Raw genomic sequence first — 15,330 nt, 5'->3', positions numbered from 1 at the left:
TCGGACGCGTGGCGCGCAGGTGCTCCCTTGGGAGCGCCTTTTTACCGCCTCGAAGTCCGGCCGTGCGAAGGCGCGGACGGTGGCGCCGGCCGAAAAGGGCGGTATTTTACCCGAAGCGCACGCCCGCGCGGCCCGTTGCAGCTTGCCTGTGGCTTGGGTCTGACAGAGAGAGACTCAAAACGCAGCTAATCGCGCCACGGCGGCGCCCATTGATGTTGCTGGCGAAACGATCCGGTGCGCCGCTGCGGATTGTGCTGGCCGCCCTTCGCCCCTATCTTCAGACATCGACACGACTGACCGGAGAAAACCCATGCTTGCCATCCGACGCTCCGACGAACGCGGCCACGCCAACCACGGCTGGCTCGACTCGTTTCACAGCTTCTCGTTCGCGGACTATTTCGACGATCAACACGTCCACTATGGCGCGCTGCGCGTGCTCAACGACGACCGCATCGCGGGCGGCAAGGGCTTCGGCGCGCACGGCCACCGCGATATGGAGATCGTCACCTACGTGCTCTCCGGTGCGCTCGCGCATCGCGACAGCATGGGCAACGGCTCGACCATTCGCCCCGGCGACGTGCAGCGCATGAGCGCGGGTACGGGCGTGATGCACAGCGAATTCAACGCCTCGCCGGACGAAGAAGCGCATCTGCTGCAGATCTGGCTGCTGCCGTCCGCGCGCGGCGGGGCGCCGGGCTACGAGGAAAAGCGCTTCGACGACGCCGACAAGCGCGGCCGCCTGCGCCTGATTGCATCGCCGGACGGGCGCGACGGTTCGGTGACGGTGCAGGCCGATGCATCGATCCACGCGGCGCTGATCGACGGCGACGAGCGCGCGGATTATGCGCTGGCGACGGGGCGTCGCGCCTATGTGCACGTCGCGCGCGGTGCGCTGGAAGTGAACGGCCAGCGCCTGAATGCGGGCGACGCGGCGATGATCGAGGCCGAGGCGGCGGTCACGCTCGCGCACGGCGATCAGGCCGAGGTGCTGCTCTTTGATGTGGCATAGGCGGTGACATAAGCGGTGGCATAAGCCGTCGCGCACACAAAAAACGCCGCGGGATTCGCATCCCGCGGCGTTTTTTCTTCAGGCGGGCGAGACACCCGCCAATCAGGCGCTAGAAGGCGCTAAAAGGCGCTAAATCAAACGTTTATTGCCCAGCCGGAGCCGACGCCGCGCCCTTGCGGTGCTGTTCCCAGCGCTGGCGCATCTTCTCGTGGCGCTGTTCCATCTTCGCGAAGTGCTCCTTGAGCGCCGTGCTCACGGTGGTCTTCTGCTGATCGTTCAGGCCGTTGTAGAACGCGAGCCACGCCTGCGCGGTCTGCTCGCGCAGTTGCGCGTCCTGCTGGTCGATCTGCTGATGCGTGTTGTGCATCGCGTTCAGATCGAGAATCGGCTGGTTCTTCTGCGCATCGAACTGCTGCTTGAGCTGTTCGTGGTTCTTGCGCATGGCCTGGCCGTTCTGCTTCATGGTGTCGACGGCGGCTTGCCACTGCTTTTCCTGCGCGGCGTTCAGATTCAGCTTGTCGTGCAGCTTTTTGATGCCCATCATGAAGTCGCCGTGCATGTGCGGGCCGCCGTGCGGGCCATGCATCATGCCGGGGCCGCCCGGGGGCGGCGTCTGGGCCTGGACGGCAGTAGCGCCGAAAGTGAGCGCGAGCGAGGCCGCGGCGATTGCGAGAAGGCGCGAAGGGGTCTTGTACATGGTGATGCTCCTGACAAATCCTTGAAGGTTTGGTCCGGTATGGCACGGCGCTTCACAAAAGATGCGGGCGTCCGCAACCGGTGCCCCTAGCGTATAGACCGATCGTGCCCCGCGTGTTACGGCTTGGGCCGCTGTCATTACGCGACATTACGACGGCCTTTCGCGGTAACTTCTCGTAACCCAAAGCGGGTCCGTGTAAGCAAACGGCCCTCATGCGCGCGTTAAACTTCGCCCCATGGCTACTCAAATTCTGGTCGTCGATGACGACGTCGAACTGCGCGATCTGTTGCGCGACTATCTGGCGCGGCAAGGCATGGAAGTGTCGGTGCTGCACGACGCGGGCTCGCTCGAGCGCCGCCTCGAGCGCGAGCGCCCCGATCTGATCGTGCTCGATCTGATGATGCCGGGTGTAGACGGCCTCACGGCGCTGCGCAAGCTGCGCGCGTCGGGCGACGATATCCCCGTCATCATGCTGACCGCGCGCGCGGACGACGTGGACCGCATCGTCGGCCTCGAACTCGGCGCCGACGACTATCTCGGCAAGCCCTTCAATCCGCGCGAGCTGCTCGCCCGCGTGCAGGCCGTGCTGCGCCGGCGCCGTACGGTGCCGTCGGCGGCCGCGCCCGAGCAGCGCGAGCCGTTCTCGTTCGGCCGCTTCACCCTCGATTTCCAGTCGCGCACGCTCCAGCAGGAAGGCAAGCCCATCATGCTGTCGGGCAGCGAATTCGCGCTCCTGAAGATTTTCGTCAACCACCCCATGCGCACGCTCACGCGCGAGCGCCTGCTCGAACTGCTGCACGGTCCCGAATACGACGGCACCGACCGCGGCATCGACGTTCAGGTGTGGCGCCTGCGCCGCATTCTCGAATCCGATCCGTCCACGCCGCGCTTCATCCAGACGGTGCGCGGCCGCGGCTATGTGTTCGTGCCGGACGGTGAGTAGGGTAGCCATGCGCCGGCCGGCTGATTCGCTGTTCGGGCGGCTTGCGCTGCTCTTCGTCGGCGTTCTGCTGTTTTCGCACGTCGCCTGGTTTGCGCTCATGCGTCTTGAGCGTGACCAGTTGCAGACGCGCTACGCCGTCGAAGAGGCCATGTTCCTTGTCGACGCCGTGCGCCAGCACGTCGAGCGCGAGCCGGACCAGCCGCTGCCTTCGCGTGTGCGCGTGATCGCGCCCGACAGTCCCGAAGTGCCCGCGCTGCGCAACGACTATCCCGAGCCGCTGCGCCGCTTTATCGACGACATGCGCGAGCGCATGCCGCCGGGCACCGAGGTGCGCGCGGGCCAGCCGGGCCGGCCGCCCACGCTCTGGGTGAAAGGGCCGACCGACGCGCAATGGATCGTCGTGCCGGGTCAGCCGCTGCGTATCATGCGGCCGATCGATCGCGCGCCGTGGTTCGTCATCATTTTTTCGGCGGCGCTGGTGGCCGCGCTGGTGGCGGCATGGATGGTGCAAAAGCCGCTGCGCGCGCTCGCCCACGCGGTCGCGCGCTTTGGCCGCGGTCAACCGGTGCCGCCGCTCGACGAGCGCGGGCCGCGCGAATTGCGCCAGCTCACGCGCGGCTTCAACCAGATGGTCAAGGAAGTCGAGCAAACCGATAAAGACCGCGCCGTGATGCTCGCGGGCGTCGCGCACGATCTCAAGACGCCGCTTGCGCGCCTGCGCCTGCGCGCCGAAATGATGGACGAGCAGAAGATGCGTGACGGCGTGGTGCGCGATGTCGATTCGATGGCGCATATCGTCGATCAATTCCTGGTGTTCGCGCACGACGGCGCGGACCGCAGCGAGCCGCTCGAAGTGGACGACCAGTGCGAGCGCATCGCGCGCAATTACCGCACGGTGGGCGGCGAGTCGCTGATGATCGAGCGGCGCTTCAAGGCGGGGCCGGATTTCCGCCTGCCCGCGGCGACGCTTGACCGCGTGGTGTCGAATCTGCTCGACAACGCACATGCCTACGGTGCGCCGCCCGTGGTGATCGAAACTTCGCGCGACTCGGACGGCTTCACGCTATGCGTGAGCGATCACGGCAAGGGCATCGCCGACCAGGACCTCACGCAGGCCAGCCGGCCATTCGTGCGGCTCGATCCGGCGCGCGGAGGCAACGGCCATAGCGGGCTGGGACTGGCGATCGTGGAGCGTCTGGTGCGGCGTGCGGGTGGCGAAATCGCCATCGGCAACGGCGAAAGCGGCGGCCTCGCGGTGCGTATGACGTTCCCGTTCGAAGTGGTCGAGCGCACGGTCGCCGAGGCGGCGCAGATCTGGTGAGCGCCCTGCGGCGCTGACGGGAAAGATCGTGGGGAGTGGGGTTCGGAGGGCGCGCCCGCATCGGACGGGCGCAGAATCAAGTCAGAATCAAGCCGGGTTCAAGCTGGCCTCAGGCCGGAATCGGCTGGAAATCAAACGGAAAACAGCGTGTCGAGCGCAGCGGCGGCTTCGTTGTCGACGGTGTTGTAGGTCACGCTGCCCGCCTCGAAGATGTAATGCGTCGTGTACTTGCCGAGGCGGGCAAGAATCTCTTCCTGCACCAGCTCAGGCGCGGCCTCGAGCTTCAGGTACCACGCGGTCGATGACAGGCGCGTTTGAAACGCTCCGTATTCGACCATCAACTGGTCGAACGCGAGAGCATCCTGATCGCGACAGACGATGACCAGATTTCCCTTCATGCATGCCTCCTCAATGTGCTGTGACTACGGTGCGTAGCGGGCGCGCGCCGCATCTGGCGCCGCGCGCGTTTTCACTTTCCACGCACCCGTTTAACCGATGATACCGCGTTGGAGGCCAAAGCCCTGGTCGAGCCTTGCAGTGCACCATGCGCGCGGCTTTCCCGTTCCTGTCCGTTCGTCCGTTTGTCCGCTCATTACGGTCGTCACCACGTTTCGGCGGCGGTGCGCGGCGGCACGGCGCCGTCGGCGGTCATCGCTTCGCAGCGGTCGCGCCCGCCCGCCTTGGCCATGTAGAGCGCGAGATCGGCGCGGCTCATCAGGCGCTCGGGCTGATCCTGGGAGGGCGCCAGTTCGGTGATGCCGATGCTCACGCTGAGGCTCGCCTCTTCGGGCAGTCCCGCGCAATGACTCGCCTTCACTTCGCGGCGCAGCCGTTCGATTACATCGTGCCCGGTCGGCAGCGCGGTGCCGGGCAGCAGGATGCCGAATTCCTCGCCGCCCAGCCGCCCGACGGCGTCGTCCGAGCGTAGTTCGGCGCGGCAGGTTTCGACGAAATGCTGCAAGGCGCGATCGCCCGCCGGGTGGCCGAAGCGGTCGTTGATCTGCTTGAAGTGATCCAGATCCGCGATCGCCATGCACAGCGGTTTGCCGCTCGCATAGGCCGCGTCGATCTCATGGCGCAGCAGGTCGAGGAAGTAGCGCCGCGAGAGCGAGCCGGTGAGCGCGTCGTGGCGCGCCTCGGCGGCCAGCAGCGCGTTGGCGGCCTGCAACTGGCCAGTCAGATCGCGGCTCGCGCGGTGCAGGCGGCGTTCGCGCACCCACGAAATCGAAATCACGGCCGCAAGCGCCGCCGAGCCGGCGAGCGTCAGAAAAATCAGCAGCCGGTCGCGCCGATGATTGCCGAGCAGTTCGGGCCACGCGGAAAGCGGATCGACCAGATGCGCCGACAGCCCCGAATTGAGGCCGCCGCGCTCCTCGTAGAGCGCGGGCGTGTTTCGGCCCGGCAGATCGACGAGCGCGCGCGCATCGGCCTCGGGCATCCAGGGCGCCTGCGAACTCGCGGCGCGCGCGGCGCTTTGCAGGGAGATCTCGCTGAAACGCTCGCGCAGATAGGTGTTCACGCGATCGACGGCGTTCATTTCCTCGACGTGCGAGCCCGGCATCGCCAGGCCTTCGAGGCTGCTGTCGTGCGCCATCACAATGACGCCGTTGCTGTCGGAGACGAAGGTGCCCGGGTGCGTGACCCAGTGCCGCAGCCGCGCGATGCTGACCTTGGCGACCACGGCCCCCACCAGCAGCCCGTTGTCATAGGCGGGCGCGGCCACGAAGATGCCGGGCTCGCCGCTGGAGGTGCCCACGCCATAGGTTTCGGAAAACGCGCCGAGCAGGGTGTCGGCGAGGTAGGCGCGCGGGCGCATATCCACGCCCACGTAGGAGATCTTGTCCATCGCGTTGCTCGACGCGATGCAGACGCCGTTGGCGTTCACGAGCCAGATGGCGTCGAGCCCGGAGAAGCCCTGGGCGTCGTGCAGGAAGCGGTTGACGCCCACGAGTTCGGGGACGTGCTGCAGCTCCTCGCGCCGCGACAGTTCCGTCGAGGCGTGCGAGGCGGCATAATGCGCGGCCGTACTCAGCGCCTGCTGAACGATCTGGGTTTCGGCCATGGTCGCGGGAATGGCGCGCGACATCGACAGATCACTGGCGATGACCTCGGCCATGTTGTCCACGACCGAGCGCGTCATCTGGCGCTGCGAGGCCAACGCGGCGTCGAGTTCCTGGCGCACCATGCGGTCGGCGAGCCAGCCGGCGCCCAGCCAGCAGACGAGCGCGACCACCACGACCCCGATGGGTCCGACAGCCTGACGCAAGAGTCTCCTGTTCATCGGCCTTCTGGTTCGTGAGTGCGAGGTTGGGGCGCGCGGGTAACCCGGCGTCGTGGTGCGGCATCCTGGTGGGACTGTCGGCAAGCCCTGCCGTGACGGGATTTTAACTCTCGAATGACAGGGGAGAAGGCGCAAAAGGTGTGCATACGTCCGTAATACCCACACAAAACATGCGCGAGCGGTGTGCGGCACGCCGCGCTCCTGCCGTGCGCATCCCGGCGAGACTCGAAAACACCCGGCAACGCCATCACGGCGACAGGCGCTGGAAGGTCGCCGGAATGCGTTCGAAAGCAGCCCGAAGGCAACCCGAAAGCGCCGCCGGGCGGGCCCTCGCGGTGATTCGCGGATATCGGCCGCAAGGTTGAATGTGTCACGAATGTTGGTGTAGTGTCGTGCCGTTCCTGAGCAAGGCCGACCCGCGCCGCCAGGCGCAAATCCACGCCAACGAAATACTGAGTCCATGCGTCCAGCCGTTTTCGATAGCCGTTTCCCGCTACACCTCGCGCGCCGTGCCGCTCGCTGCGCCGCTCGCCGTGCCGCTTGTTGTGTTCATCTCCCGCCATGCGGGGAGGGCGCCTGAATGGACTTCAGCTTCAACCTGAATCGCACGGCCAACGTTTCGGCGTGGCGTGTGCTGCCCAATCGCTGGGACTTCGTCGCGTTTCCGCTCATCATCTGCCTGATCGCGATGGCGGCCGTCGGTTTCCACGAAACGATGGCGCCCATCTCGACGCTCAAGACCCAGGCGATCTCGCTCGACCCCACGAATCTGCCCGAATACGCCCTGCGCACCACGCTGCGGATGCTGGCAGCGATGGTGGCCTCGCTGATCTTCACACTGGTCTACGGCACGCTCGCGGCCAAGAGCCGCCGCGCGGCCCAGGTGCTGGTGCCGATCCTCGACATTCTTCAGTCGGTGCCGGTGCTGGGCTACATCTCCTTTACGGTCACGTTCTTCCTCGCGCTGTTCCCTTCGCGCGTGCTGGGCGCCGAACTCGCGGCGATCTTCGCGATCTTCACGAGCCAGGCCTGGAACATGACCTTCAGCTTCTACCAGTCGCTGCGCACCGTGCCGCGCGATCTGGACGAAGTCTCGAAGGGCTTTCACCTGACCAACTGGCAGCGCTTCTGGAAGCTCGAAGTGCCGTTCTCGATGCCGGGCCTCATCTGGAACATGATGATGTCGATGTCGGGTGGCTGGTTCTTCGTGGTGGCCTCCGAAGCCATTACGGTGGGTAACAACACGATCACGCTGCCGGGCATCGGCGCGTATCTGGCGCAGGCCATCACTGAGAAAAACCTGCACGCGGTCGGCTGGGTGATTCTGGCGATGATCGTCGTGATCCTGGCCTACGACCAGTTGCTGTTCCGCCCGCTCGTCGCCTGGGCCGACAAGTTCCGCATGGAAAACACCAGCTCCGGCGACGCGCCCGAATCGTGGCTGCTCGATCTGGTTCGCCGCACGCACCTGATCCATCAATTGCTGGTGCCGCTCGGCTGGTTCTTCGCGAAGGCGGCGCGTGTGCCGTTCCGTCTGCCGTTCGCCATGCCCTCGTTCCCGGTGGTGCAGCGCGCCGCGCCCGCCAAAGCCGGCCGCGGCGGTCTGCGCGCGAAGCTCGGCGATGCGATCTGGGCCGTGTTCGTCATCGCGCTGACGCTCTATGTGGTGTGGCGCGTGGTCGCGTATGTTCGCACGGGCGTGACGCTCGACGAGGTCGGCCATGTGCTCGTGCTCGGCCTGATCACGCTGCTGCGCGTGACCTTGCTGATCGCGATCGCGTCGGTGATCTGGGTGCCGCTAGGCGTGCTGATCGGCCTGCGTCCGGCGCTCGCCGAAAAAATCCAGCCGCTCGCGCAGTTTCTCGCCGCGTTCCCCGCGAACCTGCTGTTTCCGGTGTTCGTGATCGTGATCGTGCGCTTTCACCTCAATCCTGACATCTGGCTGTCGCCGCTGATCGTGCTCGGGACGCAGTGGTATATCCTGTTCAACGTAATCGCGGGCGCGAGCGCCTACCCGAACGACTACCGCGAGGCGGCGAAGAATTTCCATATCCGCGGCTCGCAGTGGTGGCGTCAGGCGATATTGCCGGGCATCTTCCCGTACTACATCACGGGCGCGATCACGGCCTCGGGCGGCGCGTGGAACGCGAGCATCGTCGCCGAGTTCGTGCAGTGGGGCGACACCAAGGTCGCGGCGCACGGTCTGGGCGCGTACATCGCGCAGACGACCGCCGCCGGCGACTATCCTAAGATCATCCTCGGCATCGCCGTGATGTCGTTGTTCGTCACACTGTTCAACCGCGTGCTCTGGCGACCGCTCTATACGTACGCCGAGTCGCGGCTGCGGCTGGACTGATCGGAACTGCTCAATAATTCGAAGGCATGGCGATGCAAAACCCGAAAACCCTCAGCACCCCGCACGGCGACGTGCAGACGGCTCCGAATCCGCCGCGCGTCGGCGAAGAACTCCTGCGCGTGCAGAACGTGTGCCGGGGCTTCAACAAGAACCAGGGCGAACTGCTCGTCCTCGACGACGCCAACCTGTCGCTGCGCGAAGGCGAGATCGTGGGCCTGCTGGGCCGTTCAGGCTCCGGCAAGTCCACGCTGCTGCGCATCATCGCCGGGCTGATCGAGCCGACGGCGGGCGAAGTGACGTGGCGCGGCAAGCCGCTCGACGGCCCGGCCGAAGGCGTGGCGATGGTGTTCCAGACCTTCGCGCTGTTCCCGTGGCTCACCGTGCTGCAGAACGTGGAAGCGGGTCTCGAAGCGCAAGGCGTGGGTGCGCGCGCGCGCCGCGAGCGGGCGCTGGCCGCGATCGACCTGATCGGTCTGGACGGCTTCGAAAACGCGTATCCGCGCGAACTCTCGGGCGGCATGCGCCAGCGCGTGGGCTTTGCGCGCGCGCTCGTGGTCGATCCGAACCTGATGCTGATGGACGAGCCGTTCTCGGCGCTCGACGTGCTGACGGCCGAAACGCTGCGTACCGACCTGCTCGATCTCTGGACGCAAGGGCGCCTGCCGATCAAATCGATTCTGATCGTCACGCACAACATCGAGGAAGCGGTGTTCATGTGCGACCGCATCCTGGTGCTGTCGTCCAATCCTGGCCGTGTGGTCGCCGAAATCAAGGTGCCGTTCAAGCACCCGCGCAATCGCCTGGACCCGGCGTTCCGCAAGCTGGTGGACGACATCTACGCCAAGATGACCGCGCGTCAGACCGACGAATCGACGAAGAAGGGGCTGGAGCTGGGCAGCTGGTTGCCGCGCGTGTCGACCAACCTGATGGCGGGTCTGATCGAAACGCTGGCGGCCGCGCCGTATCACGGCCGCGCCGACATGCCGGAAATCGCGCGCTCGCTGCATCTGGAAGTGGACGATCTGTTCCCGATCGCGGAAGTGCTGCAATACCTCGGTTTCGCGGACGTGCGCGAAGGCGATGTGCTGCTCACGCCGCCCGCGCGCGTGTTCGCGGAGTTCGGCACCCAGGAGCGCAAGATGATGTTCGCGGAACATCTGCTGCGCCATGTGCCGCTCGCGGCGCGCATCAAGAAGGTGCTCAACGAGCGTCCGGGCCATCGCGCGCCGCGCGTGCGCTTCGAGCAGGAACTCGAAGACTTCCTCTCGGACGGCGCCGCCGAAGAGACGCTCGACACCGTGATCGACTGGGGCCGTTACGGCGAAATCTTTTCCTATAACGACCAGTCGGAAATCTTCAGTCTGGAAGACGTGGAATCCTGAGCTTCGTCGCTGGAACAAAAAAACGGTCGCTGCGGCGACCGTTTTTTTTGCTGCGGAAACAAGCTGAAAAGCCGCTTATTGCAGCGTGCCCCAGCGCTCGACGGCGGGTTCGGCGGTGGCCCATTTCCAGCCGCTGTCGTCGCGGCAGGCGCTGGCCGTGAACCACTGCTCGGGCGAATTGGGCGCGTCGCCGTCCTGAACCGAGAACGCGAAATCCTTGCACAGCGCGAGCGCCGACGAGAACGCGCGCGTCACGCGCACCTCGCCGTGACCGTTCTCGACCGGCAGCTTGTGCTTGATGCGCCAGATGTCCATGCCGCCCACGGGCAGGCGCCCGGCGGTCTCGGCGATCATTTCCTGCTGGTCCGCGTGCATGCTCTTCATGAAGCGGTTGACGGCTTCGTCGGTGGCCGCCTGCACGGCGATGCCCACGCCCACGCCGATGGCGGGATTGGCCGTGACGATGCCGGTCGCGGCCGCCGCCGCCGCACCGCTGGCCGCGCCGATCGACGAACAACCGCTCACGCCGAGCGCGACGCCCGCGCACAATGCCGCGAGCGTGAGCAGGCGCGCGCCGGGCACGGCGAGGGTGGCCCGCTTGTGTGTGCGCTGCGCGCCGCTCATTGCAGCGCGCCCCAGCGGTCGGTGGCGGGTTCGGCGGACGCCCACTTCCAGGTTTCGCCGTCGCGGCACACCGAGGCCACGTAGAACGCGCTCGTCGCGGCCTTGTCTTTGGTCGCGTCCTGATCGACGGAGAACACGATCTCCTTGCAGTCGAGCGCGCCCGTGCTGATCGCGCGGCTCACGGTCACGCGGCCATGCGCGTCTTCTTCGATCGGAAACGAATGGACGATCGACCATGGCGCCACGCCGCCCACGTCGAGCGGGCCGGCGACCCTGGCGATGCTGTCCTGGGTGTTGCGATGGACGACGCGCTCGGAGTACTGCACGCCGGCTTTCGCGGCGGCCACGGCGCCCAGGCCGATGCCGGTCGCGACCGAGGCATTGTTGGTGATCTTCGAGGCGATCGCCGCGCCGCCGATGCCGGCGCCCGTCGTCGCGCCTTCGGAGTAAAGCGAGCCGCACGCGGAGCAGGCGAGGCTGGCGGCCGCCGCGAGCAGTACCAGCGACGCGCTGCGTCGCCAGCCGGCGGTGGCCGTAGCGAGGTTTCGGGGCCGCGCGGCGCCAATGGCTGGCGCGCTGCGCGGTGCCGTCGATGGCGCGTTGCACGCCGAGGCACGTCGTTCTTGCATGTTCATTCCCTGCCGCTGGCGGCTGGACATCGCCCATCGCGACGGTCCAGCACGTATTGATGCACCTTTGAATGAGAACAGGGTGCTATTTCGTGTTTATTACTTGCCTGGTGCTTATTGCGTGCTGCGGATTGTGCAGGATGACAATTGCAAACGGGATAGGGAAAATGCAAGAAATTGAAAAAGGTCGTGCGCCGCTTGATATCACATGGTTGCGGGCACGACCTTTTTGTGCGTTCAAGCGCGGTTTTCTCCCGCGCTTTTCGGTGACGTGTAGCGGCTTTCGTCTAGCCTGCGTCGCGCGCCTCGCCGATGTCTTCGCCATCGTCGCCGAGCGGTGCTTCGCCGTCTTCCGCGCCGTAGCTGCCGAGCCGGTTATAGAGCGTCTTCAGGCTCACGCCCAGCGTGCGCGCCGCGAGGCGCTTGTCGCCGCCGCAGTATTTGAGCGTGCCGAGAATGATCTGCTTCTGTGCATCGGCGAGCGGCGTGCCGATCCACACGCTCATCGCATCGCCCTGCGTGACCGGCTTTTTCACCTTCGGCACGAGTTGCGGATGGGCGATCTCGACCTGCTTTTCCGCGAGGATGAACGCGCGGTACACGGCGTTCTTCAACTCGCGCACGTTGCCGGGCCACGACCAGTTGCGCACGGTTTCGAGCGCGCGCTTGCTGAACACTTTTTGCGTGCCGCTTTCGTCGTTGAGTTCGGTGAGAAAGAGCTGGGCGAGCAGTTCGCGGTCGCGCTCGCGCTCGCGCAGCGGTGGCGCGCGCAGCGGAAACACCGCGAGGCGGTACATCAGGTCTTCGCGCAGCGCGTTGTCCTTCACAGCCGCCACGGGGTCGCGATTGGTCGCCGCGATGATGCGCACGTCGCCGCGGATCGTCTCGTTGCTGCCGACCGGGCGATACTCGCCGGTCTCGAGCGCGCGCAGCAGCTTCACCTGATGCAGCAGCGACATCTCGGTGACTTCGTCGAGGAACAGCGTGCCGCCGCGCGCGTGCTCGAAGTGGCCGTCGCGCGCCTGCACGGCGCCGGTGAAGCTGCCTTTCTCGTGACCGAAAAGTTCGGCTTCGATCAGCTCGTCGGGGATCGCGCCGCAGTTCACGGCGATGAAGGGACCGTCGCGGCGTTCGCTGCGATCGTGGATCGTGCGCGCCACCAGCTCCTTGCCGGTGCCCGATTCGCCGACGATCAGCGCGGTGGCTTCGGTGACCGACACGCGCTCGATCTGCGCATAGAGGTCCTGCATGATCGTCGACGAACCGTATAGCAGACCGTACGACTGCAGACCGGGGACGCGCGGCTGCGCGCCTTGTCCTTGTGCTTGATGGCCGAGGTCGCCGCCTGCTTCATGACCCGCTTCGGGGTCCAATCCATGGGCTGGCTTGCGGCCTTTTTCGTTGCGGCGCGCTTCGCGTACGTCACGCGTGGCGCGCGGTTCATCTCGTTCGGCGGCGGGCGAGCCCGGCTCGATTGACGCCATAGGGAATTCGTCCTGCAAAGTGGGTAAGTGGCCCGAGGCCAGGATGCATTCGCACAACTTGCAGTATGGGCGCAGACGCCCGGCGTCAGTGCGCGCACGAGCCTTTACGCGGATTCACGCGGATTCGCGTTCGGGCCGGGACGCTGGCTTCGGACGGGCGGCGACCGGCCAGGACCGGCGCGAACGAAGTCGCGCCGCCGGTCGCGGGATTTCCATCTCATAAACATTTAACCACTGCGACGCCTCGCAGGGCAATGGACGTGCCCGGATCGGGCGCATCATTGGCCCTTGCGGGCGATTGTCTGGCACTTATCCGGCACTTATCCGGCGCTTATCGGTCCACTGTCCAGTGGCCGTGACGCGATGTTTTTTCGCTTTTCCGTCTTCTGCCGGTTTTTACGGGATCTGGCACGTCTCGTGCTGCGCCACTCCCACGGCACGCACGCGTCCATGTCAAGGAGCGGGCGTTGCAAAGAGGTTGTCTGGCGGAGCTATCGGGAGAGTCGCTATGTCGAAGAATAAGCCTAGACTGTTCGGAACCCTGTTTGCCGTGGGCGCGCTCGGCGCGACGGCAGGCGTGCTGGCCCTGCGCTGGTCGCAGCGTCACCGTATGCGCCAGCATCTGCATGGCGATTTGAGCCGATGGGAGGAGGAGGGCGGATCGCTGTCCGAGACCGCCAATGGTGTGCTCAACGCTACAGCCGCCGCGTCGCCGACGACGCGCGAGCGCGGCGCGCCGAAGGACGATGTCGGTGCGGCCTGGCCGTTTCCGACCGGCGGCGCGGATTCCGCCACGCGGCATTGACCTCGCGGGTTGAGATGCGCTTTGTTCGTTCCGGCTGCGCGGGCCGCTCGCCGCGCTGAATCCCGACGCTTGCGCCCGAGCGCCGGGAAACCCGCGCCGGGCTATCTCGAATCTGTCTATAATAGTGATATCCACAACAATCGAGGTTCGGGTTGCGCTCTGTTCGCGGTATTGTTGCGCTTTGACACTACAGTGCAGCTAAAACCGCGCGCTTGCCGTCTTGAACGCGCCCGACCGTTTCGCACTCCACTGCAGCGCAACGTACGCACCGCCACGCTGGCGGCGCCGGAAAAAATCGTCCGGCGGGTCCGCGATGCCCGCGGCGTGGTACGTATCGCGCATGGGAGCCATTCACCTTTCAGGGCTGACGAGACGCGATGCCACATGTATTGATTGTCGATGACGACGCCCAAACCCGCGAAGCGCTAGCCGCCGTGGTGGGCGAAGACGGGCTCACCACCGCCCAGGCGGGCGATCTGCGCGAGGCGCGCATCCAGTTGATCCGGCAGATGCCGGATGTCGTTTTCACCGACCTGAAGCTGCCCGACGGCAGCGGCACCGATCTGTTCCAGGACCTCGATCCGCGCTCGGGCGTGGAACTCGTCGTCATCACCGGCCACGCGAGCGTCGAAACGGCTGTCGATGCGCTCAAGAGCGGCGCGATCGACTATCTCGTGAAGCCGATCAACCTGCAGCGCGTGAAGGCGATCCTGAACCGCCTGCCGCGCGCGGGCGACCTCAAGGCCGAAATCGGCACGCTGCGCGGCGAGCTGCGCCGCATGGGCCGCTTCGGCCTGATGCTCGGCAATTCGCCGGCCATGCAGGACGTGTACGACCAGATCAGCCGCGTCGCGGTCACGCCGGCGTCGGTGATGCTGGTGGGCGAATCGGGCACCGGCAAGGAAGTGGCCGCGCAGACGATTCACCAGCTGAGCCTGCGCCGCAAGCACGAATTCCTCGCCGTGAACTGCGGCGCGATTTCGCCGAACCTGATCGAATCGGAAATGTTCGGCCACGAGCGCGGCTCGTTCACCGGCGCCGATCGCCAGCACAAGGGCTACTTCGAGCGCGCGAACGGCGGCACGCTGTTCCTCGACGAAATCACCGAAATGCCGATCGAGTTGCAGGTGAAACTGCTGCGCGTGCTCGAAACCGGCATGTTCATGCGCGTGGGCACGACCAGGGAAATCGAGACCGACGTGCGCCTGATCGCGGCGACCAACCGCGACCCGGAGCAGGCCGTCGCCGAAGGCAAACTGCGTCTGGACCTGTATCACCGCCTGAACGTGTTCCCGATCAACCTGCCGCCGCTGCGCGAGCGCGGCAAGGATGTGGAGCTGCTGGCCCAGGCGTTCCTCGACGAGTTGAACGAGCGCCACGGCACGAAGAAGCAGTTCCCGGCCGCCGTCCGCGAGATGCTGGCCACCTATCCGTGGCCGGGCAACGTGCGCGAGCTGAAGAACTACGTGCAGCGCGCGCACATCATGGCGGGCAACGAGGGCGATCTCACGGCCGCCGTGCCGTTGCAGATTTCGCTGTCGAAGCCCGTGGCGGGCACGGCGGTGACGATTCCGTTCGGCACCTCGCTGGCCGACGCCGATCGACAACTGATCCTCGCGACGCTCGACCAATGCGGCGGCGTGAAGACGCGTGCAGCCGAAATCCTCGGCATCAGTCTGAAGACGCTGTACAACCGGCTCGTCGAGTATGGCAACGAGACGGGCGGCGGCGCCGGCGGCGGCAAAAACGAAGCGTCCGCGCGCGCGGCGACCTGACCCTTCGTCAATCCTTCTGTCCTC

13 protein-coding genes are annotated in these 15,330 nt (G+C 66.0%); 7 read left to right on the top strand and 6 right to left on the bottom strand.

The annotated features are described in order from the left end of the window. Positions 1–310 precede the first annotated feature (310 nt). Positions 311–1,009, top strand: a complete 699-nt coding sequence (locus B0G62_RS00910) for a pirin family protein (RefSeq protein WP_103701636.1) — start codon at positions 311–313, stop codon at positions 1,007–1,009. Positions 1,010–1,151: 142 nt separating this feature from the next. Here B0G62_RS00910 and B0G62_RS00905 read toward each other — a convergent pair whose 3' ends face one another. After that, positions 1,152–1,706 carry a Spy/CpxP family protein refolding chaperone gene (locus tag B0G62_RS00905; RefSeq protein ID WP_103701634.1) on the bottom strand — a complete coding sequence of 185 codons (555 nt, stop codon included), beginning with the start codon at positions 1,704–1,706 and terminating at the stop codon, positions 1,152–1,154. 235 nt (positions 1,707–1,941) lie between these two features. On the opposite strand from B0G62_RS00905, the gene B0G62_RS00900 reads away from it, so the two are divergent. Together B0G62_RS00900 and B0G62_RS00895 are read left to right on the top strand one after the other, a co-directional pair. Continuing rightward, a complete protein-coding gene (locus B0G62_RS00900) occupies positions 1,942–2,649 on the top strand; it encodes a response regulator (RefSeq protein WP_103701633.1) in 708 nt (235 codons plus the stop codon). A gap of 7 nt (positions 2,650–2,656) precedes the next feature. Then, positions 2,657–3,970, top strand: a complete 1,314-nt coding sequence (locus B0G62_RS00895) for an ATP-binding protein (protein WP_103701632.1) — start codon at positions 2,657–2,659, stop codon at positions 3,968–3,970. A gap of 131 nt (positions 3,971–4,101) precedes the next feature. Here the strand turns inward: B0G62_RS00895 and B0G62_RS00890 are convergent, their stop codons facing one another. Together B0G62_RS00890 and B0G62_RS00885 are read right to left on the bottom strand one after the other, a co-directional pair. Then, the gene (locus B0G62_RS00890; protein ID WP_027816578.1) at positions 4,102–4,368 is read right to left on the bottom strand and encodes a double-stranded DNA-specific endonuclease; all 267 of its coding nucleotides are present in this window, start codon (positions 4,366–4,368) and stop codon (positions 4,102–4,104) included. A gap of 203 nt (positions 4,369–4,571) precedes the next feature. Further along, positions 4,572–6,251, bottom strand: coding sequence for a GGDEF domain-containing protein (locus B0G62_RS00885; protein ID WP_103701631.1), 1,680 nt, complete (start codon positions 6,249–6,251; stop codon positions 4,572–4,574). Positions 6,252–6,831: 580 nt separating this feature from the next. Between B0G62_RS00885 and B0G62_RS00880 the strand changes: the two genes are divergently transcribed. Beyond that, positions 6,832–8,607 carry an ABC transporter permease gene (locus B0G62_RS00880; protein WP_103701629.1) on the top strand — a complete coding sequence of 592 codons (1,776 nt, stop codon included), beginning with the start codon at positions 6,832–6,834 and terminating at the stop codon, positions 8,605–8,607. Between the two features lie 32 nt (positions 8,608–8,639). Beyond that, complete coding sequence (locus tag B0G62_RS00875; RefSeq protein ID WP_103702848.1) at positions 8,640–9,989, top strand: ABC transporter ATP-binding protein; 1,350 nt, start codon at positions 8,640–8,642, stop codon at positions 9,987–9,989. A gap of 75 nt (positions 9,990–10,064) precedes the next feature. Here B0G62_RS00875 and B0G62_RS00870 read toward each other — a convergent pair whose 3' ends face one another. From B0G62_RS00870 to B0G62_RS00860, 3 genes are all read right to left on the bottom strand, one after another. After that, on the bottom strand, positions 10,065–10,613 hold the full coding sequence (locus B0G62_RS00870; protein WP_103701627.1) for a hypothetical protein: 549 nt from the start codon (positions 10,611–10,613) through the stop codon (positions 10,065–10,067). Further along, a complete protein-coding gene (locus B0G62_RS00865; RefSeq protein WP_407671089.1) occupies positions 10,610–11,248 on the bottom strand; it encodes a hypothetical protein in 639 nt (212 codons plus the stop codon). The genes B0G62_RS00870 and B0G62_RS00865 overlap by 4 nt, the downstream gene beginning before the upstream one ends. A gap of 281 nt (positions 11,249–11,529) precedes the next feature. Further along, positions 11,530–12,726, bottom strand: coding sequence for a sigma-54 interaction domain-containing protein (locus B0G62_RS00860; RefSeq protein ID WP_244193067.1), 1,197 nt, complete (start codon positions 12,724–12,726; stop codon positions 11,530–11,532). Positions 12,727–13,234: 508 nt separating this feature from the next. On the opposite strand from B0G62_RS00860, the gene B0G62_RS00855 reads away from it, so the two are divergent. Both B0G62_RS00855 and B0G62_RS00850 read left to right on the top strand, forming a co-directional pair. Beyond that, entirely contained in the window at positions 13,235–13,531 is a 297-nt protein-coding gene (locus tag B0G62_RS00855; protein WP_103701625.1) for a hypothetical protein, read from the top strand. A gap of 377 nt (positions 13,532–13,908) precedes the next feature. Beyond that, entirely contained in the window at positions 13,909–15,306 is a 1,398-nt protein-coding gene (locus B0G62_RS00850) for a sigma-54-dependent transcriptional regulator (protein ID WP_103701623.1), read from the top strand. The last annotated feature ends 24 nt before the right edge of the window (positions 15,307–15,330 follow it).

It is taken from the genome of Paraburkholderia eburnea, assembly GCF_002917095.1.
Lineage (GTDB): Bacteria > Pseudomonadota > Gammaproteobacteria > Burkholderiales > Burkholderiaceae > Paraburkholderia > Paraburkholderia eburnea.
Note: the sequence above shows the minus strand (reverse complement) of the source record. Positions and strands in the feature narration are given on the sequence as shown.

Bases quoted from the DNA above. Each gene is read 5' to 3' on its own strand.
- B0G62_RS00910 (WP_103701636.1), top strand. From the start codon at position 311: ATGCTTGCCATCCGACGCTCCGACGAACGCGGCCACGCCAACCACGGC.
- B0G62_RS00905 (WP_103701634.1), bottom strand. From the start codon at position 1,706: ATGTACAAGACCCCTTCGCGCCTTCTCGCAATCGCCGCGGCCTCGCTC.
- B0G62_RS00900 (WP_103701633.1), top strand. From the start codon at position 1,942: ATGGCTACTCAAATTCTGGTCGTCGATGACGACGTCGAACTGCGCGAT.
- B0G62_RS00895 (WP_103701632.1), top strand. From the start codon at position 2,657: ATGCGCCGGCCGGCTGATTCGCTGTTCGGGCGGCTTGCGCTGCTCTTC.
- B0G62_RS00890 (WP_027816578.1), bottom strand. From the start codon at position 4,368: ATGAAGGGAAATCTGGTCATCGTCTGTCGCGATCAGGATGCTCTCGCG.
- B0G62_RS00885 (WP_103701631.1), bottom strand. From the start codon at position 6,251: ATGAACAGGAGACTCTTGCGTCAGGCTGTCGGACCCATCGGGGTCGTG.
- B0G62_RS00880 (WP_103701629.1), top strand. From the start codon at position 6,832: ATGGACTTCAGCTTCAACCTGAATCGCACGGCCAACGTTTCGGCGTGG.
- B0G62_RS00875 (WP_103702848.1), top strand. From the start codon at position 8,640: ATGCAAAACCCGAAAACCCTCAGCACCCCGCACGGCGACGTGCAGACG.
- B0G62_RS00870 (WP_103701627.1), bottom strand. From the start codon at position 10,613: ATGAGCGGCGCGCAGCGCACACACAAGCGGGCCACCCTCGCCGTGCCC.
- B0G62_RS00865 (WP_407671089.1), bottom strand. From the start codon at position 11,248: ATGAACATGCAAGAACGACGTGCCTCGGCGTGCAACGCGCCATCGACG.
- B0G62_RS00860 (WP_244193067.1), bottom strand. From the start codon at position 12,726: ATGGCGTCAATCGAGCCGGGCTCGCCCGCCGCCGAACGAGATGAACCG.
- B0G62_RS00855 (WP_103701625.1), top strand. From the start codon at position 13,235: ATGTCGAAGAATAAGCCTAGACTGTTCGGAACCCTGTTTGCCGTGGGC.
- B0G62_RS00850 (WP_103701623.1), top strand. From the start codon at position 13,909: ATGCCACATGTATTGATTGTCGATGACGACGCCCAAACCCGCGAAGCG.